We start from the raw sequence: 25,375 nt of genomic DNA on the forward strand, positions 1-25,375 counted from the left end.
GTCAGCGGTCAGCGGTCAGCGGTCAGCGGTCAGCGGTCAGCGGTCAGCGGTCAGCGAATCCAGGTTCTCAACGTTACTAAAGTATGCCAACGCCATCATTAGCCGCGATCGTTCTTGCTGGTGGGCAGAGCAGGCGCATGGGACGGGACAAAGCCTTGATTGCGATCGAGGGGGTGCCGCTACTCCGGCGAGTTTGCGATGTGGCGTTGCGATGTACACCGATCGTCTATGTCATCACTTTTCGTCCAGAACAGTATCGATCGCTGTTGCCGCTGCACTGTCATCTCATTCAAGAGTATGCACTCCTCGGTGAAACCAAGTCGCATGGACCACTAATCGGCTTTGCTCAAGCATTAGAGCATTTGCAACGAGAGACTGTACAAACCTGTTGGGTGTTGCTGCTGGCGTGTGATATGCCTTGTCTCTCAGGTGAAACGTTGCAACATTGGGTCAACAAACTGGAGCACGTAGGCGATGCGATCGCCCTTCTTCCCCGCACTCAAAAAGGCTGGGAACCACTCTGTGGCTTCTATCGAACCAGTTGTTTGTCCAGGTTGCAGGCAGCGATCGAGCGGGGCGATCGTTCCTTTCAACGTTGGCTGGCGCAAGAATCAGTGAAAGAACTCCCAATCGACGACCATCACATGCTCTTCAACTGCAACACACCTCAAGACCTGACAGGTTTAGTGAGGAGTGAGGAGTGAGGAGTAAGGGGTAGGGGAAAGTTTTGAGTTTTGCTTTCGACCTGAGCTCAAGCCGAAGGGAGTTTTGAGTTTTGAATAGCGCTGTTCGCTAGAGAGTTTTGAGTTTTAGCCTCCTGCCTCCTGCCTTCTGCCTCTTTACTAACAACTAACAACCAACAACCAGCAACTAGCTCGACGCACTCGTATAAAAGCGCAGCGCAAACCGCCAAAAGGCAGCCGATGCGAAGAGGAGCGCGATCGCCAACAATCCTGCTGCCACTGTCCAACCCCATTCACCACGACCAAGAATCACTTCTGCGGGAACGGTGGTTAAAAAGGCGACGGGAACCACGAAAGTAAAGAAGAAACGGTACGCCGTTGGGTATGCCACCATCGGATAGCGTCCTGCTTCCAGGAGTCCCCGTAAGACTTCCGTCACGTTATAAATTTTGACGAACCAGATGCTCATTGCACCCAAGATGAACCAGAGACTGTAGAGCGTCAAAAAGCCAAAGGCGATCGGCACCAAACTCAGCAAATAATCACTTGCCTGTAGCCTCAACTGTGCCCCTGCATAGCCGACGACAACCAGCCCAAATACCAGATCCGGTACGCCCCACGGCGAAAGGGTATGTGTTGAAAGCCAGAACTGTGAGCTAATGGGCTTCAGCAGCACAAAATCCAGCGTGCCCTGCTGAATGTGCCGCACGATGCGATTCAAATTGGGTGCCAGGAAGGTGCTGGAGAACCCTTGCAGGATGGTAAAAATGCCCAAAACGATGAGCGCCTGCTCCCAACTCCAGTTTTGAAACGAGTAGCCTGTGCGGTAGAACAGAAATAGCCCAAACAGACTGCCTGCTAACCCACCTAAACTGCTGAGTGCTGCCAGCAGAAAGTTCAGCCGATATTCCAGTTCTGCCGCGATCGCCGTTGCCCAAAACAACCGCAACACTTTCCAGTAGCGTTCCATGGTTTTGCTTAATGCCTTCTGACCAGGCTAACAGTCTTCTGCTCAGGCTAACAGACATTGCACTACGGAAACCGATCGCAGGTTTTGCAAACTGTAGACGCATTGATAGGCATGTGTAACAGGATATCTCAAGCGATTAAGTAACGTATCGATGTAATGACCTATACAAATGAACCTCTGTGCAATCATTAGGATTTTGCCTGTCACAGTAAACTGGCACAGGGTAAAGACAATTCATGACTGAGCAGCACCATCACCACGATCATAACGAGCATCACCACGACCATGATGCCGCCAGTGAAAGCGAACGTAGTAGTCCATCCCCCGATGTAACGGAAACAGAGTTCCTCAAGAAGCATCCAACCTATCTTTCACAGCAGTCACGACGAGCCTTTCTAGCATCTGCTGGAGCAGCAGCGGCGCTGGGGTCAAACTTTGCGGTCAGCTTTTTACGAGGTGATAAAGCTGAGGCGAAGTCTGAAACCCTCATGGCAGCAGACATGATCCGGGATGCGAAAAAGATTCACGTCCTGAAAGCCACGCCCGAAACCTGTTTTTGGGGCTATTTCGACAAAACGCAGCCTCCCGTGATGACCGTTGATCCGGGCGATATTGTTTACATTGAAGCGCTGACGCATCATGCAGGCGATGCTCCCGATTTGTTGATGGATGCAGGTGTGAAGGCGGTCTACGATAAGGTGACCGATCGCGGTCCCGGTGTTCACATCATGACGGGACCGATCGCGGTGCGCGGAGCCGAACCGGGCGACACGCTCATGGTACGCATTCTCAAAACGGAACCCCGGCTTAAGTATGGCAGTAACATTGCCGCACACTGGGGCTACCTCTACGATGCCTTCAAAAAAGAGCGCATCACCATCTACAAAATCGACATGGAAGCGGCACTCGCCTATCCCGCCTTTGCTTACGACTTTAAAGGGCGACCCAAGTACGATAAACCGGGGTTTGTGACCGCTCCCGACCCCGCATCACGGGAGAAAATCAAGATGAAGGTGTCGATTCCCCTGCGTCCCCACTTTGGCGTAATGGGCGTGGCACCCCAGGAAAGCGGACGCATCAACAGCATTCCGCCGGGACCCTTTGGCGGCAATATCGACAACTGGCGCATTGGGGCAGGCGCGACGATGTACTATCCCGTGTTCAACAAAGGGGCAAATTTCTTTGTGGGCGATAGTCACATGGCGCAGGGCGATGCAGAATTGGCGGGCACGGCGATCGAAGCCTCGATGAATTCCTACATCCAGATCTTCGTGCTGAAAGATTTCCCCATCACCAACCCGATTCTGGAAACCGATTCGCACTGGATCACCCACGGCTTCAACCAGGACTTGAACAAGGCAATGCGTCAAGCCGCCGATCAGATGCTGGACTTCCTCACCACCAAACGCAAGATGAGTGCCGATGAGGCATACTCCATGATTTCAGTCGGCGTTGACTTTGGCGTGACGCAGGTGGTGGATATTCGCCAGGGATGCCACGCCGCTGTGCCGAAAAATCTCTTTGTGCCGAGTTAGCGTCATATCAGCCTGGAGCGTTATAGCGTGGTTGAACCTATCGCCAGTCGCCTGATTGTTGAGAGCGTCATTTTCGTGGTCTCTAAACCATCATGACTGGTAGCAGCTAGTTAGCAGCAACGCTCCGCGGCTGGTACAGTTTAGAAATGTAGGCGATCGTACGGGCAATATATGACTAATTTATTAACAGAAGCGTTTACAAAAGCGCAGAACTTACCTGAGCATCTGCAAAATGAGCTTGCCGAACAGTTGATTGAAGATATTGAGTACGAGCTGCAATGGCAACAGCAATTCACTGAACCACAAAACTCTTTACTTGATGATCTAGCCGCTCAAGCGCTAAATAACTCATTACAAGGGAAGACCAAAATCATGGGTTTTGATGAACTATGAAGTCAGAATTGACTGATGAGTTTATTCAGTGTTTTGCAAAATTGCCTGAAAGAGTTCAAAAGACCGCACGGAAAAATTACAAACTTTGGCAACAAAATTCTGATCACCCAAGCTTAGAGTTCAAGAAGCTCAAGACGAAACAGCCTGTTTACTCAGTTAGGGCTGGAATTGGCTGGCGGGCAGTAGGAGTTATGAAAGATACAGAAACAATCGTGTGGTTCTGGATTGGCTCTCACAGTAACTATGACGCTCTACTGAAGCATCTGTGAAGTCTGTGCCTGCTTAGAAAAAAGAACCTGAAACAATTCCATTGGCTCAACTAAAGACCCGATCGGCTATTAAAACCTCACTTTGGCTGTATTCTTGTCGTGCCTGTTGAATGTCGTTAGCAGCCAGTAGGATGTGTTAGCGCAGCGTAACGCATCGTCTGTGGGTGTGATGCGTTACGGCTAGCGCCTAACACATTCTACAAAAGCTTAAACCTCGGAGGTTTAAGCCGTTATGTGAGTCACGATATCCGTCCTGGGTTAAAACCTCCGAGGTTTGCGTAAGTCCTAATTCTCGATAAACTTACCACCACACATCCCCTTGTCTTTTCTTATCTAGAAACTCTTCGAGACAAGCAGCAAAATCGTGTTCGGACTGTAGTTTTGCAAGCATAGCTTTCAATTCTATGAAAAATCCCTCTTTATCTTTGGCATTCACGTAAAGGATCTCTAGCAAATGATAAAGAGCCAATTCACCCATCTCATCCAATGTGTCCCCTTGATCCATTAACAGAAGCGCGGATCTTAGCAGTCTCTCTGCTTCAGGTATAGAACCATACCGGACGCACTCTCGAAGGGCATAAAGACACATGCCAAAAGCACGAAAACTCTGGTTTTGTAAAGCAGTTTCAGCAGCACGAAGCAAAGCGGGGAGAATACGAGAATCAGGGTTCTCCCCTTGATGCCATTTGGGATAGTAAGAAGCAATGTCGCCCAATATATAAGCACACTCTCGCCCAGCAGTTGAGAGCGGCGATTTATCCAAATAAGCAATTAAAGGTGGTAAACCAATTGCTGGTAACGGCAAGATTTGAAAGACAATTGCAGCAGCTTCATAAAGGGAGAGTTCTTGTTCTAGCTCGTCTAACGTTGCCAACATTGCCTCAATTGCCTCACCGCTACCAGCCTTGGCTAATGTGTACAGAATATCTTCTCGCTCGTCAGGATCATTTTGCTTCAGGCGTTCTATCTGGTGTTTTAGCTCTTCGGGTGTCACAGGCTTACTGCTATCAACTTTAGAGGAAGTAGCTCTATGCTAACAAAGACGGTGGTTTGAGCGATCGCCCTCATCCCTTCCCAGCTGCTAAGCGATAGGCTCGTGGCGTTTGTCCTGTCCACCGTTTAAACGCCCGATGAAACGCACTGGGTTCCGAGAAGCCCAGCAAAAACGCCACATCATGAATGGGAGTAGCTGGATTGCTCAAATAGCGTTGGGCAAGTGCTTGACGCGTTTCATCTAATAGCTGTTGATACGTTGTGCCTTCAGTCTGTAGCTCTCGCTGTAGCTGACGGACACTGATGGTTAAACTGTGGGCGATCGCATCAATCGTCGGCAGTTCCCCTTTCAAGTGTTGAGCGATCGCCTGCACCGTCTGTTTCGTATAATCATCCCCGCGATTCAGTGCTGCGAGCATTCCTTCTGCGTGTTGCTCAAAGACTGAGAGTAGGGTTGCATTCGCGGAGAGTACCGACCATTGCAGGCGATCAGCCGCGAAAATAATGCGATTGGTGGGCATGGAGAAATGAAGCCCCGTCTGAAAGAGGCGCTGATGTTCTGTGGTATCGGCTGGGGGCGCATGTTGAAACCAGACGGCGTGAGGACGAAGGGGTTTGCCCGTGAGCGCGATCGTGGCGGTCATCAAGGAGGCAAACGTACTTTCGATCGCGTGTTGGGGAGTGTCCATCAGGTAGTTTTTGAGATGCTCCACGATGATGCAGTCACAAAACACAAAGCCCTCTGAAACCGAGATGTGAATCTGTGCGCCCTGACTAAACAACCGGGTGTAGCGCGACAGCTTGTGCAGCACCTCCTCAAAGGTTTGGCAATTGACCAGCACATAGCCCACCATGCCGAAGGTTGCCAGATTGAAAACTTCGCCCAGATGTAAGCCCAGATTCTCGTCGCCTGTGAGCCTGACCGCTTCTCGCCAGAGGGCACTTTGCACGGTGCCCGTGATTTGCTGATCGGGCAGTTTGAGGGTGTCTGGCTCCAGCCCCGCAGCAGCACAGAGGCGATCGACCTCAACGCCATACTTTGCGGCGGCAAATTGCACAATACCGCGAGCAATATAGATAGAAAACGTGGCTTCTTTCATGAATGAATCAGTTGTCGAGAACGGCACGATCGGTCAATTTCTTGGCGGCACCCGTCAATGCAGCACAATGCCGAAATCATATCGTTGAGAGGTAGACAAACAGCGATGCCGCAAGCAACAGCACGACTGCTAAAAGCCACTGTTGCAGGGCATTGCACCTATACCTTCAAGGAGATTTTTACCATGAAACCTATCTCTGCTCAAACGTTGTCCAACCCCGCGATCGCCCCTGCATCGCCTGAAGTCATTCTGAACCCTGTAACGGGCGATCGCATGACCATTCTGCACTCTTCTGAGACCAGCGGTGGCACCTACGCCAAGTTTCGGTTTGACCTGCCGCCCGGAGCTAGCGGTAGTCCTTTGCACTACCACACGCGCATGAGCGAAACCTTTACCGTACTGGCAGGTTGCCTCGAAATGGAAGTGGGTCGCAAGGGCAACTACCGCACCTTACAGGCAGGAGATAGCCTGCATGTGCCTCCGGGGATGCATCACAGCTTTCGTAATGCCTCCAATGCATGGGTCACGTTTACCAGCGAGAACCGTCCTTCTGAAGGCTTTGAGCAGTTTATTCGAGGCATGTTTGGTCTCGCTACTGATGGCAAGGTGAACCACCATGGGATGCCCACCAATCTGCTGCATCTGGCGCTATTGCTGAAGCATGGTGACATTGTGCTGGTTAGGTTGCCATCCACCGTGCAACGGCTGGTTGTGGGAACCCTGGTGCGGCTGGCTCGGTTATTGAAAACAGAGCGATCGCTCCTCAAATATTGGCGTTAACGTCATTAAATGCTTGGCATTTAATTGACCAACTTCAACTTTTAGTTTTGAAAGTGAGAGGATGTCTTAAAAGGTAACCGAAAGAGCTGAAACCCTTATTCTTTCGTTGTGGCACAATGTCTAAAACGCTGATTCCTTCGTAGCTGAAACGTCGTCCAGTGGACTTCTTAGACATCCTCTGAAAGGAAAAACACCATCATGCAATCGATTACACTTCAAACAATTGTTCTACTTGTTGCTGGGCTAATGGTTGGAAACGAGCTTGCTGTTAGTGCCTTTGTGCATCCACAACTGTGTCAGTTAAAGGATGAATGTCATGCGGCTTCAGCGCAAGCGCTTGCTCGTACTTACGGTAGCATTATGCCATTTTGGTATGCCTTGACGCTTGCGCTTACGCTCGGCACTGCTTTCATCATCCAACCAAATAGAACGGCATTTCTGCTTGCTGCGATCGCCTCACTTATATGGGTTCTAGTCATTCTATTCACCCTTATCAGGTTAGTGCCAATCAACAACCAGATTGCTCAACTGAACTTAGAAGAATTGCCCGACAACTGGAAAGAACTTAGAAAACAATGGGATCAGCTTCACGCAGTTCGAGTCGTTTTCCTTGTCGTGGCGTTCATCAGCTTGACGGCTGCTTGCCAGCTTTCGTAAGTCGTTAAGCTCAAGCGTTTTTTGGCAGGTCGATCGCTGTTTAAGTATTGACATAACACTCTCTGGTGTAACACCAAATGAATCATTTACATCGGGCGATCGACGCTGCATTCTTGCTTACTACACTAATCCTATGGGTGGGAATTTCTCATGAGCCGTTTACAGTTAGTCAGAATCACGGGTCTTTCGTTCATTTCGTTAGTCGTCTTGCTGAACATTCCCTACACACTGCTGATTCAAAACTTTGAGTATGACGCGATTCTTCGCAAGCCTGTCGGCTATGTGCTCACTCAGTTTCATGCGGGCGGTGTTGGGCTGATTCTTACCTGGTTTAGCTTTGGGCTAGCCGCCTTGCTCTTCATTCCAGTCAGCGTGTTGTTACACCCAATCATTGCCCGTGAAGACACCCCCTATCTAGCAGTTGCTACAGCAATGGGTGTGCTTTCGGGAGCGTTGCAAGCAGTGGGGCTGATGCGTTGGGTCTTTGTCATACCAATCCTGGCAAATCTGTACACCGATGTAACCGCCAGTGAAGCCACACGCGAGGCTGTCAGCGTTGTCTATCAGTCCGTTCATCAGTATGGTGGAGTGGCGCTGGGCGAACATCTGGGACAAACCCTACTCGCCTGCTGGACGCTGGGAGTTGGTATGGCAATGCGCCGCTCACCGCTGTTCCCAACATGGGTAATCTGGTTTGGTTTGATGACAGTGCCGCTCTTGCTGGTGGGGCAAAGTGAGCCACTAGCAACGGTAATGCCTACAATGCCTGTACTGAAAACCACGGTTACGGGGTTCATCTTATGGGAAATCTGGCTACTGCTCGTGGGAGTGTCGCTGCTGCGCGTGCCCCAACAGCGTTTGATGTCCAAAGCCTAACGGACTGACAATCACAAGCCTGGTCAATTAGCGCTTACCGATCGCCCTTTTGTTCAATGAAGAGGGCGATTATAGGTTTTGACAAAACTTTTTCCTGCTGCACTAACGCTTTAGTCTCAAGTCGAGTCTTAGATCAAGACGATTTAAGGACGACTGTGTAGTTTGAAACGCTTAACCAGCAAGCTTTTTGGCTCAAACCACTGAAAACGCTTAAGCGGCTGAAATGGGTGAACAGTGATAGAATGAGGAAGTATAAGTGTTCTCGTCGGCAACGATGTGACAGCCGCGTGATTGGGGAGTATGCAGCATTCCCACAGCGGCTACAGGCTTGCGTTTTGGAGCTTTTCACCCTATGACCTTCTCCCAGGATACCCCGCACGATCGGGTTGTGCCGACAGACTTGCGGAACGAGATGTCCCGTTCTTACCTGGAATACGCAATGAGCGTCATTGTGGGGCGGGCGCTGCCTGACGCACGCGATGGTCTGAAGCCCGTGCATCGTCGCATTCTCTATGCCATGCACGAACTGGGTTTGTCGCCCGATCGCCCCTTCCGTAAATGCGCCCGCGTGGTGGGGGATGTCATCGGTAAATACCATCCTCACGGTGATACAGCGGTGTATGACGCGTTAGTGCGGATGGCGCAAGATTTTTCGATGCGATCGCCCCTCATCAACGGTCACGGGAACTTTGGCTCGGTAGACAACGATCCACCCGCCGCCATGCGATATACCGAATGTCGCTTGCAGTCGCTCACCACCGATGCGCTGCTGCAAGACATTGAGGCAGAAACCGTTGACTTTGGCGCAAACTATGACGGGTCGCAGCAAGAACCGTTGGTGATGCCTGCGCGTATTCCGCAACTGCTGCTAAATGGCTCGTCGGGTATCGCAGTCGGGATGGCGACCAACATTCCACCGCATAATCTGGGCGAACTGCTGGATGGTCTCATAGCGCTGATTGAAAATCCCGATCTGACGGATCTGGAGTTGATGCAGTACATTCCAGGACCCGATTTTCCAACAGGCGCGCAAATTCTCGGCAGAACCGGCATTCGGGAGGCATATACGACTGGGCGCGGCTCCATTATCATGCGAGGCGTGGCGCAGATTGAAACGATCGAGCACCGCGGACGACCCGATCGTGAAGCCATTATCATCACAGAGTTGCCGTACCAGACGAATAAGGCGGCGCTCATCGAGAAAATCGCTGAAATGGTCAACGAGCAGCGGTTGGAGGGGATCTCGGACATTCGGGATGAGAGCGATCGAGACGGAATGCGGATCGTCATCGAACTCAAGCGTGATGCCTACCCTCGCGTCGTCCTCAACAACCTATTCAAGCAGACCCCGCTACAGGCAAACTTTGGCGCGAACATGCTGGCGCTGGTCAACCGAGAACCACAGCTCTTGACGCTGAAGCACTTCCTGGAAGTGTTTCTCGACTTCCGCATTGATGCCATTACGCGTCGTACCCGCTACTACCTGCGGAAAGCCGAAGAGCGCGATCATCTCCTGCAAGGCTTGCTGATTGCCCTCGGCAACCTGGATGGCATCATCAACTTGATTCGCCACGCTGCCGATGCGCCGACCGCAAAACAGGAACTTATCGATACCTATGGGCTGTCAGAGCCGCAGGCAGACGCGATTCTGCAAATGCAGCTCCGCCGTTTGACCGCACTGGAAGCTGAAAAGATTCAAAAAGAACACGAAGATCTGCAAATCCAGATCGCCGATTTGCGCGATATTCTGGCACGGCGCGAACGCATTCTTGAAATCATCGTTACCGAAGTCACCGAAATCCGCACCAAGCACGCCACACCCCGTCGTACCGTCATTGAACAATCGGAAGACGAACTGGGCGACATTGACCTGATTGCTAACGAGAAAGCGGTCATTCTGCTGACCGAGCAGGGCTACCTCAAACGGATGCCTGTCAATACCTTTGAATCTCAGAGTCGTGCAACGCGGGGCAAAGCGGGTGCCCGCATGAAGGAAGATGATGGAGTTGAGCATTTTCTCACCTGCTGCGATCATGACAGTGTGCTGTTCTTCAGCGATCGTGGCGTTGTCTATGCGCTGAAGGCATACCAGATTCCCATCGGTTCGCGCACGTCACGGGGTACGCCGATCGTCCAAATGTTGCCGATTCCTCGCGAAGAGAAAATCACCGCGTTTATTTCCGTTACCGAGTTCAGCGCCGACGACTATCTGGTGATGCTGACCCGCAACGGCTACATCAAAAAAACTGCACTGACCGCGTTCAGTAATATCCGTGCGAATGGATTGATTGCCATCTCCCTGGAAGACGGTGACGAACTGCGCTGGGTGCGTCGTGCGCGGGTGGATGACAGTATTATTATTGGCTCTAGTCTGGGTCGATCGATTCACTTCCGCGCCAGTCATGAGCAATTACGTCCCCTAGGTCGGGCAACGCGGGGTGTGCGATCGATGTCTTTGCGCGAAGGCGATCGCTTAATTGGGATGGACATTTTGCCCAGCCAAATCGTGGCAGATCTGGCTCAGGTTTTAGAATCGGATGCGGAACCCGAAACGGAGGAACTGAACGGCGAACTAGTTGAGAGTGGCGAGGGGGAAGGCGATCAGCCCTCAGCGGTCAGCGGTCAGCTTGGTCCCTGGATTCTGGTGGTGACGATGGGCGGCTATGGTAAGCGCGTTCCTGTTTCCCAGTTCCGCCTGCAAAATCGTGCTGGTATGGGCTTGGTTGCCATGAAGTTCCGCAAGAAGGGCGATTGTCTGGCGGCTCTCCGCATCGTGAATGAAGGGGCAGAACTGATGATGGTGACGAACCGGGGCATCATCATTCGCCAGTCGGTAGACGCGATCTCATCCCAATCACGATCGGCAACAGGGGTGCGTGTCCAGCGGTTAGATGAGGACGATGCGATCGCGGCGGTTGCACTGGTGCCTCTCTCTACGGGGGAAGAGGATGGTTTTGAGGATAGCCCTCATGAACCGACAACTGATGGACTGACAACTGATCACATCACAGACGACGTGTAGTGTGGTATGGGAAGTTATTCGTGCTGTTAGTTAGCAATGCTTGAGTCAGTTGCCGTCAGAATTTGTGTGACTGTACTATTCAGCGCTCCGAGTTGAGGCGATCGCAGCAAATTATTGCCTTAAAAGTGTTGACTTCCATGTCGGTTGCGTCCATCAGTTCGAGAAGCAGCACAGTTTCGGCTTGCGGGTCGATGTAAAATCCTTAATGCAGACTTTACCAAAGGCGGGTTAGAAAGGTGGTAATTTGCGTTGAAGCCAGATAAATCGCAAGAATTAAGCCATGAGTGAATTAGTTGTAGTAGGTTTCGATGGCAAGTTTAAGGCTGAAGATGCCCTCTTGAGCCTGCTGAAGCTTGAGCAAGAAAGTTTGCTGGCTCTAGACGATGCCGTTGTTGTGACCAAAAATGCTGAGGGCAAAATTAGAGCCAAGGCATACCACGATTTAACTGAACCTGTTCCTGAGTTGGGAAATGAGCTTTGGGGCGGTATTATTAGCAGTGTTGTCTTTCACAGTGAACTGAAGATTGCCCAAGGCGTATTCGATCCCGACTTCTTGACCAGTGTTGAAGCATCCCTCAAGCCTAATTCGTCAGCCCTGTTTGTCTTGGTGCGATCGACTGGAGCAGAAGTGGTTTTGGCAGCGTTAGCTGATGTAGGAGGAGACGTAATACGGACACCTCTCCCTGAATCAACGCAACAAACACTGCAGGATGCCTTGAGAAACCCCGCTTGAGGTAATTGGTTCGTCTCAATTCATCCTGCTTTTTAGTAATACCGATTCGTTGATGGATTCAGTCAACCGATTCGACCAAAAGATGCTGCACAAATTGGTAGAGTTCAGTCTCCGATCGCCCTTGTATTTGCTGATCTTTCAGGTCAATTAAGCCTTGCGCTAGCTCCGGTGCTTGTTTTTTATAGGTATTGTGCGCCACCAGTAAATCCATAAAGACCTCACGCTCCACCTGAAAGCGACTGGCTTCCTCGGTCAGATGCGTGGCATATTCCACGGTGTCAACGTTGTAGCGCAGTAGAAAAATGAGTGCGCCAGTCAACTGTTGCAGTTGCTGCTGAAGTTTGCGTGTGTCCAGCTCCAGACGATCGAACCCTACTTGCCCTTCAAGACGCAGTTCTACAATGGGTGCTGCCGCTGCTTGAATTTTTCCCGACTGCATCGCCTGCTGTACCGTTGCGATCGCGGCAGCCTCCAGCTCTTCCTGGCTTTCTTGCCCCCGTGCTGTGACCTTTAAGCGCACGATCGTCCGCTGAGTGTAGTCACGCTTTAGCTCTGCCCGGATGCCAGAGGCATTGAGTTCTACTAAATACACGCCGCGATCGAACTGACTTTCTTCAACGTTATTCGCTTCGACAGAGCCAGGGTTGAAAATCCAATCCTCCACCGTATAGTTTTTGTGGATATGACCTAACGCCAGATAATCCACGCCCGCCTCTTTCAGCGGCAGTAGATCGTTATAGCGTAGCGCCCCCTGGTAACGGGCGATTTGCCCTTCTAGCCCATGATGAAACAGCATTACAGTGTGAGCAGGAGGAGGAGGAAGGGTTTTGATCGCGTCAGCGAGAGTGGCGATCGCGTTGGGTGCTGATGCCCCGTACCAGCAAGATCCCAGCACTCGCACACCACAAGCCAGGTCAATGTAGCCACCTCGCTTCGCGCCCTCATCCCACGGTTCGTAGAGCGCGTTGCCTGCATTGGGAGTGCTTGGTTCTAGCAGGTGCAGTAGACCCCAATCAGATAAGTAGCGGAGCCAGCTCGTTTTAGTGCCGTAGGGCGTGTTGTCATGATTGCCCTCGATCGCCAGCACGGGAATACCCGCCTCCTGCAACGCCTGCAAGCAAAGCTGCGCCTGGTTGAGAATATTCGGCTGAATATGGCGATGCTCAAACAGATCGCCAGCCAACACCACAAAATCGACCTGGGGAACGATCGCATATTTCTCCAGCGCGTCCCGAAACGCTCGGTAAAAATCTAACGTGCGCTCTTTACTGTCGTAGCGATCGAACCCTAGATGAATATCTGATACATGGAGAAAGCGTGGCATAAATTTAGTTGTTTGGAGTGGCTGCGTGACGACGAGTATGGGCGATCGTGATGAGGTTTGAAGAACGCCAAATAATAGACGCTGCCTTCGAGCATACGCGCCTCTAAAGTCCAGGTGCAAGAGAGGGCGAGAATGGTAATATTTGCATTAAGCTCCAGATGCCCCCTCATATCATTCGATAACATAGAGAGACGTAGACTAAACGCAGATTGCTTGGTTCTCTGGTTATCAGCATAACCTGAAGCATCGGCGCTGTCCTAGCCTGGATTTTTGCCTCATCTTTGCCAGCAGTCCTTCCTTGCCGCCTGTGCAACATCAAAAAGCCCAAAAGATTGACCTAACTCAAAACTACCCCTGCCCCTGTCGCCGTCGGGGGCAGCTCACTCAGATTGCGTTGACCGAAGCGTTTGGGTGTAACCGCTGTCAGCAGATTTTTGTCGTTGAAGAAGGTGGCTATGTCCTGGAGGAGCTTTCTACCAGCCACCGCTACAAACGAACCTGGCGCTGGAATGGGCATCAGTGGAACGGGGCAACCTCTGGGTTTGGCGAAAGCTATCTGTCGATCGTGCTGGGAGTGATTCTGGTACTGTTAATCATCGGCTTTCTTCTGGCGCTTAATGCCTCAGCCAATGCTGGAATGGTTTTTTGGGCAGTTGTGCTGCTCCTGCTAGCACTGCTTCCGGCACTTATGGTCTTGCTAGCTTATAGACGTTAGCGCAATGACAACCGATTCTTTTAGCCCGTCCCTTGATCCAGTCGCTGCTGTCCACCGCGCTCATCAAGCCTCTGTAGAGATGGCAACGACCAAAGGGTCGGTGCGAGGGCATGCTGTGCAAGCAATGGCTCAAGCATTGAAGCAACAACAGGACGATATCCTGGATGCCAATACGCTGGATTTGGAAGCCAGCCGCGAAATGGCAATTCCTGACCTGATTTTGGAGTGGTTGAAACTCACGCCAGAGCGACTGCAAGCCGCCATTCAGATTTTGCAGCGCTTGAGCGAATTGCCTGATCCCATTGGTCGCGTAATGAACGCAACCTATCAGGTTGATCACTGCCAGACCTACTCACAGCTCATGCCCTTGGGTGTGATTGTGCTGATCTATGAAGCCTTTCCAGAATTAGCCGCGATCGCGACTGGACTCTGTGTTAAGACGGGTAACAGCTTGATTCTCAAGGGCGGCAGCGAAGCCAGCAACTCTAATCTAGTGATTGCTCAGGCGCTGCATGGGGCGATCGAACGCGCTGGCTTACCAGATGGCTGCTTTCAGGCATTGCCGTCTGACCAGGGTGCCTCAGTGCGTGACCTCATTATTCAAGACCAATACATCAACCTGGTCATTCCCTATGGACGACCCAATCTAGTACAGCAAATCGTGCGCCAGTCAACCGCGCCCGTTTTAAAGTCGGCAATGGGCAATTGCTACCTGTACTGGTCACCCTCTGGCAGCTTAGACGCTGTACGCTGGATCATTTTGGATAGCCATCAGAGCGAACCTGACCCAGTGAACGCGATCGAAAAAGTCTTGATCCATCGCCAACAAAATCTCTCATCTCTATCGATGCTGTGGAACAGTTTGAGAGAAAAAGGCTTTGAGATTAGAGGTGATGCCGAACTGGTTGCAGAATTTCCAGATCTGAAGCGAACCGAAGAAGTAGAATGGCGGCAGGCATATCTGGCAAAGGTTGTAGCCTTTAAAGTTGTCGACAGCTTAGAAGCCGCTATCTCCTGGATCAACCTCTACAGCAGCGGTCATGCCGATTGTTTAGTGACGGAATCCTACCAAGAGAGCCGTCAGTTTGCGCTCGGTGTGAATAGTGCCTCAACCTACATCAACGCCTCGCCCCGGTTCTCCCGCAACCCTAAACGAGGCGATTCGATTTTTCTCGGCATGTCAAACCAGAAAGGTCAGCGGCGCGGCTTGATTAGCCTCGAAACCCTGACCACCGTCAAGCATATCGTGCAAGGCACAGGACAGTTTTGAGAGAAGTATAAAAGCTAAAGTATGAAGGCTAAAAAGTCGTTCTACTCAGCCTTTAGCCTTCATACTTTATACGTTCATCCCTCTTTCTCTGCTAGCTTTACCTTTTTTGCCAGCCCCAGAGTTTGCAGTAGCTGAATGGTCATCCAGGTCAGGTCAAACTCCCACCATTGCAAGCCGTGACGGGCAGAATGTTGAAAGGCGTGGTGGTTGTTGTGCCAGCCTTCACCATAGGTCATGAGGGCAACCCACCAGCAATTGGTGGAATGATCACCTGACTCGTAGGTGCGATAGCCAAACTGATGCGTAGCGCTGTTGACCAACCAGGTGCAATGGAAGACAGCAATGAGACGCACAAAAACGCCCCAAACCACAAATGACCAGCCGCCCAGCAGGTAAAGCCCCAATGCTAACAAGAGCTGCAAGGGAATAAATTGTTTGTTTAAGAACTGATAAAACGGGTCATCGTGAAGGTCTTTGGTGAAGCGATCGACCTGATCGCGTGAGGGAATTTCGCGCAGCATCCAGCCCATGTGACTCCACCAAAACCCGCGATTAGAGTCATGCGGATCGGAGGGCTGGTCAGAATACAGGTGATGGAGGCGGTGCATTCCTACCCAGTCAATTACGCCACCCTGGCAAGACATCGTGCCACAGAAGGCAAAGAAATACTCTAGCCACTGAGGAGCTTGAAAACTGCGATGAGTTAAAAGACGGTGAAAGCCGAGCGTGATGCCCAAGCCACCCGTCACCCAATGTAAAAAGACTGCGATGCCGATCGCCGCCCAGCTAAAGTTTGCAGGCAAGAGGGCAAAGAGTGCGCCTCCATGGACGATCGCCATGAACAGAATCACGGGCAAGTCAAAGTTTAATTTTTTAGAAGTTGCAACAGTCATTCATTCATCTCAATGTGGATAGGGTACCAATTTGCGCGACAATAAACTTCGCTCATTTTAGAGGAGTGGATGCAAGCTGAGACTGCATGCAACGACAGCACCTCTGCGAAACAGTGCCTCTGTGAATAAGCACCTAGCGTATTCTAGAAAATAATGAGACATCCATGAGCAGCTTTCATCTTTCAAGTGAAGTAGAGCAAACCCTATCCCTGATTTTTTCTGGAATTGACGCACAGGTCAAGGAAAATTTGCGACGAGTGCTTACGGCGTATCGCAACCATCGAGTCGGTGTACATCACTTTAGTAGTGTGACAGGCTATGGTCACGACGATTTGGGGCGGCAGGTGCTGGATCAGGTTTTTGCAGACATTGTCGGCGCAGAAGCCGCTGCTGTACGTGTGCAGTTTGTGTCGGGAACCCACGCGATCGCCTGCGCTCTCTACGGCATTTTGCGACCAGGCGATGAACTGTTAGCGGTGGTAGGCGCTCCTTACGACACATTAGAAGAAGTGATTGGTGTACGCGGACAACATCAGGGTTCCCTCGCAGAGTTTGGCATTCGCTATCGGGAGTTAGCCTTGACCGAATTGGGCACGATCGATTGGCAGGCACTGGATTCTGCGATCAAGCCAGAAACACGTATGGTGCTGATTCAGCGTTCCTGTGGCTATTCCTGGCGTGACAGCTTGGCGATCGCCGACATCGAAAAGATCGTCCAGATCGTCAAGCGGCAAAACCCCAACACGGTTTGCTTCGTCGATAACTGCTATGGCGAATTTGTAGCAGACCGAGAGCCAACTGCTGTCGGAGCCGATCTAATGGCAGGTTCGTTAATTAAAAATCCTGGTGGGACGATCGTTACCGCAGGTGGCTATGTAGCAGGACGTGCCGATCTGGTGGAAATGGCAACCTGTCGTCTCACCGCTCCCGGCATTGGCAGTGCAGGCGGCGCAACCTTTGACCAAAATCGGCTGCTCTTTCAGGGCTTGTTTCTCGCGCCACAGATGGTTGGCGAAGCCATGAAGGGCAATCACTACACGGCTCATGTCTTTGAGCAACTGGGCTATCCGGTAAATCCCTTGCCTAATGCGCCTCGACGTGATGTCATTCAGGCAATTCAGCTTGGCACACCTGAAAAACTGATCGCCTTCTGCCGTGCTATTCAACAACATTCTCCGATCGGCTCCTACCTCGACCCCGTCCCTGCTACCATGCCTGGTTACGAAAGCCAACTGGTGATGGCGGGCGGCACCTTTATCGACGGCAGCACCTCAGAATTCTCCGCCGATGGTCCCTTACGAGAACCTTATACGGTCTTCTGCCAGGGCGGTACTCATTGGACGCATGTGGCGATCGCGCTAGAAGCGGCAGTTGAGGCGATCGGTCATGCTTGAGTGAGAATTTTGTATGAGGGGCGATCGTGCTGAATTTATACAAAAATTTTCAAGATAATGAGCGCAGAGGGTGAATCACCCCGAAGCCTTTAGGTACAAGTGCCCTCAAACTAGGCGTTATACCGAAGTTTTTAGGAGAGCAAGGTGTTGTACTGCTTCAGTTGTAGAACTTAGGAGTTCTTCAAAGCTGCTTTCCTGGCAGTTATCAAGGTGCAAAATCTGAAGCCGTGACCTACGATTAAATGAGAATTTGAGTTCAAATGAGGTCTATTGCCAATGCCAAAACAGCTAGAAGAACGGGTAGCTTCTTTAGAAGCTGAAGTTAAGCAGCTTAAAAGCAAGGTGGAGAGTGGTGTACCCTTGAAACCCTGGTGGGAAAAAATCGCTGGAACCTTTGCTGATAACTCAGCCTATGATGAGGCGATGCAATTGGGACGCGAATATCGTGACTCTCTCCGCACAAATTCTGTAGAGCCAGATGAGTAGATGTACATTCTCGACACGGATCATCTCAGTGTTTTAGATCGTGGAGGGGTGAAAGCTCAACGATTAATGCAAAGATTGGGAAGCGCCAGTTCCACTCACGTAGCAGCCAGCATTATTAGCTATGAAGAGCAAACGCGGGGATGGTTGAGTTACATTACCAAAGCCCAGACTATTGAACAGCAGGTTGAAGCGTATAAGCAGTTAAAACGGCAATTGACAAACTACTGCACGATTCCAGTGCTTGAATTCGATGAACAAGCTGCTCAAAAATGCCAACGTCTCAGGAAAGAGTATCCCAGACTTGGCACAATGGATTTGAAAATTGCATCGGTTGCGTTGGTGAATCAAGCCATTTTGTTGACCCGGAACAGTGCTGACTTTAGTCAGATTACTGGTTTGTCGATCGAAAATTGGACATGATAATAATAGTACGAGAACCGTATACCGTTTTCTGTCAAGGCAGCGCTCACTGGACACGTGTGGCGATTGAGCTAGAAGCGGCAATTAAGGCGATCGGACACGCTTGAGGGGTTTATGCAAGAAGGTTTCCAACATTGTGGTCAGAGGATTTCTATTGTTGGGACAACGGGGTCAGGTAAAACAACTCTGGCACGATCAGTTGCTCAACACTTCCAGATTCCTCATATCGAATTAGATGCACTACATTGGGAGCCGCATTGGACAGCCGCCCCACTTGAGGTATTTCGTAATCGAGTGACTGATGCTTTGAGTGGCGATCGCTGGGTTATAGATGGCAATTACAGCGCAGTGCGAGATATTGTTTGGACTCAAGCTGACACAGTTGTCTTTCTTGACTACTCTTTCTGGCTCATTATCGGGCGGCTTCTACGCCGAACATTACGACGATCGCTGCAACGGGAAGAACTTTGGAACGGTAATCGTGAAGATCTACGAACATCATTTTTAAGTCAGGATTCCATCGTGCTATGGATGTTACGGACTTATCGACGGAATCGTCAAGAGTACCCCATATTGCTACAGCAACCGGAGTATGCACATTTATCTGTTGTGCATTTACAATCTCCTGAAATGACAGAGGCATGGTTGTTGAGTACGATCGCCCCTTGCCATAGATTGAGTTGAGCGCAAGAAACCCAACTCCCACAGACATTGCAACGATCGTCTGTCGGTTGAAGTAGCGCGATCGCCCAGGTTAAAATGAAACAGAATAACTGAAGCGAAATTAATCCAATGACAGCTCGACAACCTCGCTATAGCAAAGAAGAATTTGCTCGACGCGGCAATGAGATCTACGAATCGCAGGTGCGTGCCCAAGTCGAAGCAGGCAATCATGGGAAGATCGTGGCGATCGACATTGAAACTGGAGCCTTTGAAGTTGCAAAAGATAGTCTCACTGCTTCGGATCAACTGTTAGCTCAACATCCAAAGGCTCAAATTTGGTTTGTGCGAGTTGGACACCGAGCCGTTCATCGTATTGGTTTGGCTGGTTCAACCATGTCCCTATGATTTTAGGCAGTGTCAACGCAAATCGTGAGGCAATGATCCAGATTGCTGTTTTGAACGATGGCAGGCGAAGCAAAAGCGTGAGAACGATTATTGATACAGGTTACACAGGCGATTTAATGCTACCGAGGGCGATCGTTGATGAGTTAAAGTTAACCCTCCGAGGTATACAGAGTGCAATCCTCGGCGATGGTAGCCTCAAAATGTTTGAAATGTACGCTAGTGCTGTAATTTGGGATGGGCAAGTCCGAAGGGTTGAGGTCAACGTATCGGAAACAGAGTCCTTGGTTGGCATGGGATTACTGGAAGACTACAAGTTAGAGATCGAAGGAAGAGCTGGCGGTATGGTGAAAATTACGACTCTACTGTAGTACAACCGCCCCTTTTGTAGCGCGATTAAGCTTGAATGAAAACGGGCTAAGGGCTAAGGGATGATTTTTTAGCCTTCATCCTTTAGCCCTTATCCTTTCCCTATCCTTCCTTTCCGTTGTCCACGATCGACAACATGCCTTGTAAGGTGGCTGGAATGCTGCGCGGATCCATGAACATGACTTTGCTGCTGTCGCTCTTGCCGATCGTGCTGCCCATTTCTAGATAGTTCAGCGCCAAAAGCATTTTGCCTGCTTCAGGTGCGTGGGGATCGGCTTTGAGGGACTGATTCACAATCTGGATTGCCTCAGCGGTTGCCTGTGCCTTCAGGACTTGATTTTGCCGTTCTGCCTGAGCGCGAAGGACGATCGCTTTCTGTTCGCCTTCTGCTTGTAAAATGAGTGACTTCTGACGCGCTTCGGCATCCAGGACTTGCGCTTCTGCCTTACCTTTGGCAGAGTTTACCGCCGCTTCGCGTTCGCCTTCAGAGTTCAGGATGGCTGCTCGTTTGCGCCGCTCGGCGGACATTTGCAGTTCCATCGATTCTTGCACTGCCTGTGAGGGGATGATGTCTCGCAGCTCTACCCGTGTGACTTTTACGCCCCAGGGATCGGTGGCTTCATCCAGTTCTTGTAGTAAAAGATCGTTGATCTGCGATCGGGCAGTAAACGTTTCATCCAGTTCTAGCTTGCCCATTTCAGCCCGGATCTGAGTCAGCACGAGATTGACCATCGCAAACTGAAGATCCTGGACTTTGTAGTACGCCTTCGCCATATCAATAATGCGCCAGTACACTACAGCGTCTACGGTGATGGACACGTTGTCACGGGTAATGGAAGGCTGTGGCGGAATATCCAGCACTCGCTCTCGAATGGTGCCCTGATAGGCAATGCGCTCCATGCCTGGAATCACAAATTTGAGTCCGGGTTCGAGCTTGCGATCGTACACACCCAATCGCTCAACCAATGCCTCATTTCCTTGCTGAATTACTTTGGCGGACGAAAGCGCGACCCCACCACCACCAATTAACAGTGCGATAAACCAGCCAAACATGGCGATTGTCTCCTTAGTTGTGTTTACTAATGCGTTGTGTTGATTTTGCGATCGTTAAACGTCTTCGGAGTGCAGCAGGTGCTCTGGCATTACCGAAAGCGTGGTGCCTTTCCGCGCGACGACATAGACCGTCTGATTAGGGGCGATCGTCAGCGTATGATCCTCACAACGAGCCGCCCAGGAATTGCCTTCGTAGCGTACACGCCCGATTTTTCCGGGCAGAATCTCGGTCAGGGTTTCGGCTTCGGTTGCGTCTAGCTTACGGGTCGTCTTTTGCTGCACCAAACGACGCGAGTAAACTGTCAGTGCTAGAGACAGCACCATCCAGAGCACGATTTGCAGACCTGGCGGGATGATGGTAGAGGCAGCAGCGACAATCAGGGCGCTGACACCCATGACCAACGCGATAAACGCCGTTGGCACGATAAACTCAACGAGACACAGAATCGCTCCAACCAGTAGCCAGATCAGCGTAGGACTCAGCGCCATGTAACGAATTCCTGAAGACGTGAATGAAAGGGATGCGATCGCTACGGGTAGATCCAGAATGCACGGAGCGCATTTCGGATCACCAGAGCGATAGATTTCTTAAGAAACTGATCGAGCGCGTTTGCCGCTTTCACCCCTATAGTTGATAGGCAATTGGTCTCAATCGACAAAGACGCGCTATTGACAGAGTTCCCTAAAACTTTGAAGAATGCAACTGAGACGTTCTTGGGTAACAATCAGCCTTGGGGTAACAATCAGCGATCGCGATTCAAGAAGTGCTCAGAACCCTGATTTCTATCACCAGTCTAATCTCGATCGCGCGTCGCCTGGAGAGTCACAGCATGAACGTAACATCAGGTGGGCTTAACCAGTGAGTCATTTAAAAACTCTATAGATATTGTCATAAACGCATGAGTGATTCTAAGCCGCAGCTTTGTTGCCCCAACCCAGACTGTGCCGCTCCCCTGAATACCCTGGGGACTCTTGTCTGCGTTGCGTGTGAAACACCGCTCGTCTACCGCTACTTGTGGGCAGTTGGGCGCACGGAACATCCGCCTGTGGGGACGCAGGTAGCAGGTCGCTACTACGTGACCGCACCCCAAATTTGGCTTGATACGCAGCCCAGCCTACCGCCCGATGTGCCAACTGATTGGTCAGATGAGGTGCTGCCGTATTTGCATCTCTATCCGCAGCGGCTGCACGTTCCAGAAGTGTATGGCTTTTGCCCGCAGACAGACGACGCTCAGGCTGCCTTTTTTCTGTTGGAGAATATGCCGCTGGATGAAAAGGGCAAGCTGTATCCCCCGATCGCGCAAGCCTGGGCACAGGCAACTGCCCTGCGTCAGGTCTACTGGCTGTGGCAACTACTTCAGCTCTGGACACCCCTGCTAGAACAGGGTGTTGCTTCCAGCCTGCTGTCGGCGAACAATGTTCGGATCGAAGGATGGCGCGTGCGGCTCTGCCAACTCTTTGATGATGCTGATGTTTTAGCGGGATCAGATGCGGCAGACGTAGTGATACCCACACTGGCAGATCTCGCCAACCGCTGGCTAGAGTGGGTTACCAGCGCCAAGCCAGAGATTGCACAGCGGCTGCAAGCAATTTGCTACCAGATGCGAGAAGACGGTAGTGAACTGGGCACGATCGCAACTCAGCTCAATCAATTGCTGCTAGAACAAGCCGCGCCACTACCGCTGCGAGTGCAAATCGTGAGCGCAACCGACACGGGACCTCAACGATCGCACAATGAAGATGCTTGCTATCCTCCCAGTAAAGCCCGACCAGAGGCGTTAGCATCCCATCTGGCGATCGTGTGTGATGGCATTGGTGGGCATGAAGGGGGCGAGGTGGCAAGTCAGACGGCTGTGCGCTCGCTGAAATTGCAAGCACAGGCGCTGTTGGCAGAGGTTGAGGCACAAACAGAGCTAGTCTCTCCCGACCTGTTGATGCAGCAGCTAGAGGCATCGGTGCGCGTGGTCAACAACCTGATCGCCAGTCAAAATGACACGCAGGGACGAGAAGAGCGTCGTCGCATGGGCACAACGCTGGTGATGGCGCTACAGGTGCCCCAGCGCTTGACTACAGCAGACGGAGCCACGGTAAACGGCTCTAATGGCAATGGGCACGAGCTTTATCTCATCAACGTCGGTGATAGCCGCGCCTACTGGATGACTCCCCGTTACTGTCATTTACTGACGGTCGATGACGATGTGGCAGCGCGGGAAGTGCGACTGGGACGATCGCTCTATCGTGAGGCATTGCAGCGCCCCGATGCTGGCGCACTCACTCAAGCGATCGGCACACGCGATGCCGAATTCTTGCGACCCACTGTCCAACGCCTGATCTTGGAAGAAGATGGCATCCTGCTGCTTTGCTCCGATGGACTCAGCGATCGGGGTCTGGTTGAACAATCCTGGGCAGCGTACACAGATGCCATTCTCAAGGGCAAACACTCACTGGAACTGGCAGCTAAAACCTGGATTGATCTGGCAAATCAGAAAAACGGGCATGACAACGCATCCGTCGTGCTCCTCCGCTGTACTGTCTCGTCTGTTGTGCCAGAACCCTTGCTGCCAGCCAGCCGGAGAAGTGAATCTGCATGGTCGCCCGCCTCTAGAGCACTGCTACAAGACAAACCCGCTGCTCAACAGCCAGAGGGTGCTGCTAGAGACCGTCGATCGCGCAAACTCCTGGTTATAGGAAGTTTAATAGCTGTTCTGTTACTTGGCGGCGTTGGGCTTGTTACCTGGTCTCGGCTCAATCCTACAGGCTTTCAGCAATTTCGTGAGCGAGTGTTGCCAGGAATGTAGGAAGGGTACAGTCTTATGCAAAGATAAAGCATCGTCTAAAGCATTGAATTGTACTGACAGCGGAGACGGCTGTTATACAGGAAGTCTGAGTTATGCAAGTTGGTGAAACGTTTCCGGCTGGAAGTCGCGTCCGTGTGGCAGCATCTGTCATCGTGTATCATCACCCGGATCATCGCAACAACCCCTTCGACTTGAAGGGGCAGGAAGGGGAGGTGCTTCAGGTGATTCGAGAGCTGAACGGTAAACCAATCAGCGCCAATCTGCCTTATCTGATCAAGTTTGATAAAAAATTTCGGGCACATTTTCACCAAAACGAGCTAGAGCAGATTTAGCGGTTGTTTGAACGGTGTCTAATGGAGAAAACCGCAGCTATAAGCACCAAGTCCCGTCTATGCGAACTCAGGGAAGGTGAGGAGTGTTGCAACGTCCCTACTGGAAGTGAGACCATTTCTGCTTGCAGTGAGATCATTCCTGTCTCGAACGGAAACGATTCTGTTCGGAATAAAAGCACTCCTGTTTGGGATAAGACCATTCTTGTTTTAGATAGCAACGTTCTTACTTAAAGTGAGACCATTCCTGTTTGAAACGAGAACACTCCCTTCTAAAGTGAAACCGTTGCTGTTTCAAAGGGGGACGGTTCTGTTCGGAACAAGAACACTCCTGTTTAGGATAAGACCATTCCTGTTTCAAACGGCAACGTTCCTACTTGAAGTGAGAACACTCCTATTTGAAACGAGAACATTCCTGTTTGAGATAAGAAAATTGCGACTTTAAGCAAGAATGCTCTAAGTTTTTCTTAGACCTGGTTACCTCAGAGGGCGATCGCTCCCATTCAAAATCAGAACATTGCACCTCAGAAGTCGAAGCATCTTGTTCAAGTCAGAATCCACCCAGCTAGATCAATCTGTAGTGACATTGAACCCATTTGTAGAGACGTGACATGTCACGTCTCTACAGCCAAAAACACGATCGCTCTCCCTCAGCGATCGATCATTCGCATCTCCCACACCCCACACCCTACACCCCACACCCTCCTTCCCCAGCAACACCTTTCCTACCACTTGCCAACCCACGCGATTATAGTGATGAACAGAGAGATTCACTGGTCATCCACCGTGACGCATCCCCAGCCCGAAGCCATTGAAGTTTTTGTCTCCTACGCACCGCAGGACGAAGCCTTGAGAGACGAATTGGGCAAGCACCTGAGCCTGCTGAAACGCGAAGGTGTCATCGCTGACTGGTGCGATCGCCAACTTACCGCCGGGAGCGATCGTGCCAGCGAGATCAGCGATCGTTTCAACGCCGCCCACATCATCCTGCTCCTCATCAGCCCCGACTTCCTTGCCTCCGATGACCACTGGAACATCGTCGGTCAGGCAATGACCCGCCACACTGCCGCAAAAACCTGCGTCATCCCCATCCTCCTCCGCCCCGTAGACTGGCAAAGCGCCCCCTTCGGCACCCTCCAACCCCTCCCTCACAACCAAACCCCCATCACTCGTTGGGACAGCCGCGACGAGGCATTCCTCCACATCACCCAACACCTCCGCACCCTCATCCCCTCCCTCAAATCCCCC

Annotated in this window: 27 protein-coding genes; 20 read left to right on the forward strand and 7 right to left on the reverse strand. The window is 51.2% G+C overall.

Translation table 11 applies throughout. The annotated features are described in order from the left end of the window. Positions 1-83: 83 nt before the first annotated feature. Positions 84-704: a molybdenum cofactor guanylyltransferase gene (locus AC5JO6_RS20280; RefSeq protein ID WP_496082851.1), complete on the forward strand. Its 621-nt coding sequence runs from the start codon at positions 84-86 to the stop codon at positions 702-704. A 166-nt stretch (positions 705-870) separates the two neighbouring features. Here AC5JO6_RS20280 and AC5JO6_RS20285 read toward each other — a convergent pair whose 3' ends face one another. After that, positions 871-1,653 (reverse strand): ABC transporter permease, encoded by a 783-nt coding sequence (locus tag AC5JO6_RS20285; protein ID WP_496082852.1) that lies wholly within the window; start codon positions 1,651-1,653, stop codon positions 871-873. Between the two features lie 236 nt (positions 1,654-1,889). Here AC5JO6_RS20285 and AC5JO6_RS20290 point away from each other — a divergent pair, with 236 nt between their 5' ends. The 3 genes from AC5JO6_RS20290 to AC5JO6_RS20300 all read left to right on the forward strand — a co-directional run bounded on the left by AC5JO6_RS20290 (position 1,890) and on the right by AC5JO6_RS20300 (position 3,850). Next, entirely contained in the window at positions 1,890-3,188 is a 1,299-nt protein-coding gene (locus AC5JO6_RS20290) for an acetamidase/formamidase family protein (protein WP_496082853.1), read from the forward strand. A 171-nt stretch (positions 3,189-3,359) separates the two neighbouring features. Beyond that, the gene (locus AC5JO6_RS20295; RefSeq protein WP_496082854.1) at positions 3,360-3,581 is read left to right on the forward strand and encodes a hypothetical protein; all 222 of its coding nucleotides are present in this window, start codon (positions 3,360-3,362) and stop codon (positions 3,579-3,581) included. Beyond that, positions 3,578-3,850 (forward strand): ParE family toxin-like protein, encoded by a 273-nt coding sequence (locus AC5JO6_RS20300; RefSeq protein WP_496082855.1) that lies wholly within the window; start codon positions 3,578-3,580, stop codon positions 3,848-3,850. The genes AC5JO6_RS20295 and AC5JO6_RS20300 overlap by 4 nt, the downstream gene beginning before the upstream one ends. A gap of 301 nt (positions 3,851-4,151) precedes the next feature. On the opposite strand, the gene AC5JO6_RS20305 is transcribed toward AC5JO6_RS20300, so the two are convergent. Next, on the reverse strand, positions 4,152-4,844 hold the full coding sequence (locus tag AC5JO6_RS20305) for a hypothetical protein (protein WP_496082856.1): 693 nt from the start codon (positions 4,842-4,844) through the stop codon (positions 4,152-4,154). Between the two features lie 70 nt (positions 4,845-4,914). Then, the gene (locus AC5JO6_RS20310) at positions 4,915-5,943 is read right to left on the reverse strand and encodes an AraC family transcriptional regulator (protein ID WP_496082857.1); all 1,029 of its coding nucleotides are present in this window, start codon (positions 5,941-5,943) and stop codon (positions 4,915-4,917) included. A gap of 183 nt (positions 5,944-6,126) precedes the next feature. Here AC5JO6_RS20310 and AC5JO6_RS20315 point away from each other — a divergent pair, with 183 nt between their 5' ends. From AC5JO6_RS20315 to AC5JO6_RS20335, 5 genes are all read left to right on the forward strand, one after another. Beyond that, the gene (locus AC5JO6_RS20315) at positions 6,127-6,723 is read left to right on the forward strand and encodes a cupin domain-containing protein (RefSeq protein WP_496082858.1); all 597 of its coding nucleotides are present in this window, start codon (positions 6,127-6,129) and stop codon (positions 6,721-6,723) included. Positions 6,724-6,921: 198 nt separating this feature from the next. Then, entirely contained in the window at positions 6,922-7,380 is a 459-nt protein-coding gene (locus AC5JO6_RS20320; protein ID WP_496082859.1) for an anthrone oxygenase family protein, read from the forward strand. A gap of 150 nt (positions 7,381-7,530) precedes the next feature. Next, positions 7,531-8,256: a DUF4386 domain-containing protein gene (locus tag AC5JO6_RS20325; protein WP_496082860.1), complete on the forward strand. Its 726-nt coding sequence runs from the start codon at positions 7,531-7,533 to the stop codon at positions 8,254-8,256. 352 nt (positions 8,257-8,608) lie between these two features. Next, positions 8,609-11,278, forward strand: coding sequence for a DNA topoisomerase (ATP-hydrolyzing) subunit A (gyrA, locus tag AC5JO6_RS20330; RefSeq protein WP_496082861.1), 2,670 nt, complete (start codon positions 8,609-8,611; stop codon positions 11,276-11,278). A 280-nt stretch (positions 11,279-11,558) separates the two neighbouring features. Next, positions 11,559-12,011: a DUF1269 domain-containing protein gene (locus AC5JO6_RS20335; protein WP_496082862.1), complete on the forward strand. Its 453-nt coding sequence runs from the start codon at positions 11,559-11,561 to the stop codon at positions 12,009-12,011. A 58-nt stretch (positions 12,012-12,069) separates the two neighbouring features. Here AC5JO6_RS20335 and AC5JO6_RS20340 read toward each other — a convergent pair whose 3' ends face one another. Beyond that, positions 12,070-13,335, reverse strand: a complete 1,266-nt coding sequence (locus AC5JO6_RS20340; RefSeq protein ID WP_496082863.1) for a metallophosphoesterase family protein — start codon at positions 13,333-13,335, stop codon at positions 12,070-12,072. Between the two features lie 307 nt (positions 13,336-13,642). Between AC5JO6_RS20340 and AC5JO6_RS20345 the strand changes: the two genes are divergently transcribed. Together AC5JO6_RS20345 and AC5JO6_RS20350 are read left to right on the forward strand one after the other, a co-directional pair. Beyond that, on the forward strand, positions 13,643-14,050 hold the full coding sequence (locus AC5JO6_RS20345) for a hypothetical protein (protein ID WP_496082864.1): 408 nt from the start codon (positions 13,643-13,645) through the stop codon (positions 14,048-14,050). Between the two features lie 4 nt (positions 14,051-14,054). Continuing rightward, entirely contained in the window at positions 14,055-15,320 is a 1,266-nt protein-coding gene (locus AC5JO6_RS20350; protein WP_496082865.1) for a glutamate-5-semialdehyde dehydrogenase, read from the forward strand. A gap of 74 nt (positions 15,321-15,394) precedes the next feature. On the opposite strand, the gene AC5JO6_RS20355 is transcribed toward AC5JO6_RS20350, so the two are convergent. Further along, a complete protein-coding gene (locus AC5JO6_RS20355) occupies positions 15,395-16,213 on the reverse strand; it encodes an acyl-CoA desaturase (protein WP_496082866.1) in 819 nt (272 codons plus the stop codon). Positions 16,214-16,377: 164 nt separating this feature from the next. On the opposite strand from AC5JO6_RS20355, the gene AC5JO6_RS20360 reads away from it, so the two are divergent. From AC5JO6_RS20360 to AC5JO6_RS20385, 6 genes are all read left to right on the forward strand, one after another. After that, the gene (locus tag AC5JO6_RS20360; RefSeq protein WP_496082867.1) at positions 16,378-17,607 is read left to right on the forward strand and encodes a methionine gamma-lyase family protein; all 1,230 of its coding nucleotides are present in this window, start codon (positions 16,378-16,380) and stop codon (positions 17,605-17,607) included. Positions 17,608-17,883: 276 nt separating this feature from the next. Further along, entirely contained in the window at positions 17,884-18,093 is a 210-nt protein-coding gene (locus tag AC5JO6_RS20365) for a hypothetical protein (RefSeq protein ID WP_496082868.1), read from the forward strand. Beyond that, positions 18,094-18,513: a type II toxin-antitoxin system VapC family toxin gene (locus AC5JO6_RS20370; RefSeq protein ID WP_496082869.1), complete on the forward strand. Its 420-nt coding sequence runs from the start codon at positions 18,094-18,096 to the stop codon at positions 18,511-18,513. It abuts the gene before it with no gap. Between the two features lie 114 nt (positions 18,514-18,627). Further along, on the forward strand, positions 18,628-19,197 hold the full coding sequence (locus AC5JO6_RS20375) for an AAA family ATPase (protein WP_496082870.1): 570 nt from the start codon (positions 18,628-18,630) through the stop codon (positions 19,195-19,197). A gap of 108 nt (positions 19,198-19,305) precedes the next feature. Then, on the forward strand, positions 19,306-19,581 hold the full coding sequence (locus tag AC5JO6_RS20380) for a hypothetical protein (RefSeq protein WP_496082871.1): 276 nt from the start codon (positions 19,306-19,308) through the stop codon (positions 19,579-19,581). Continuing rightward, positions 19,578-19,949: a clan AA aspartic protease gene (locus AC5JO6_RS20385; protein ID WP_496082872.1), complete on the forward strand. Its 372-nt coding sequence runs from the start codon at positions 19,578-19,580 to the stop codon at positions 19,947-19,949. The genes AC5JO6_RS20380 and AC5JO6_RS20385 overlap by 4 nt, the downstream gene beginning before the upstream one ends. 100 nt (positions 19,950-20,049) lie before the next feature. On the opposite strand, the gene AC5JO6_RS20390 is transcribed toward AC5JO6_RS20385, so the two are convergent. Further along, entirely contained in the window at positions 20,050-21,000 is a 951-nt protein-coding gene (locus AC5JO6_RS20390; protein WP_496082873.1) for an SPFH domain-containing protein, read from the reverse strand. A gap of 54 nt (positions 21,001-21,054) precedes the next feature. Then, positions 21,055-21,489, reverse strand: coding sequence for an NfeD family protein (locus AC5JO6_RS20395; RefSeq protein ID WP_496082874.1), 435 nt, complete (start codon positions 21,487-21,489; stop codon positions 21,055-21,057). A 410-nt stretch (positions 21,490-21,899) separates the two neighbouring features. Here AC5JO6_RS20395 and AC5JO6_RS20400 point away from each other — a divergent pair, with 410 nt between their 5' ends. From AC5JO6_RS20400 to AC5JO6_RS20410, 3 genes are all read left to right on the forward strand, one after another. Beyond that, the gene (locus AC5JO6_RS20400; protein WP_496082875.1) at positions 21,900-23,798 is read left to right on the forward strand and encodes a PP2C family protein-serine/threonine phosphatase; all 1,899 of its coding nucleotides are present in this window, start codon (positions 21,900-21,902) and stop codon (positions 23,796-23,798) included. A gap of 92 nt (positions 23,799-23,890) precedes the next feature. Next, positions 23,891-24,130, forward strand: a complete 240-nt coding sequence (locus AC5JO6_RS20405) for a ferredoxin-thioredoxin reductase variable chain (protein ID WP_496082876.1) — start codon at positions 23,891-23,893, stop codon at positions 24,128-24,130. A 603-nt stretch (positions 24,131-24,733) separates the two neighbouring features. Further along, on the forward strand, positions 24,734-25,375 hold a 642-nt coding region (locus tag AC5JO6_RS20410), incomplete at its 3' end, for a toll/interleukin-1 receptor domain-containing protein (RefSeq protein WP_496082877.1).

This window comes from Tildeniella sp., from assembly GCF_059505325.1.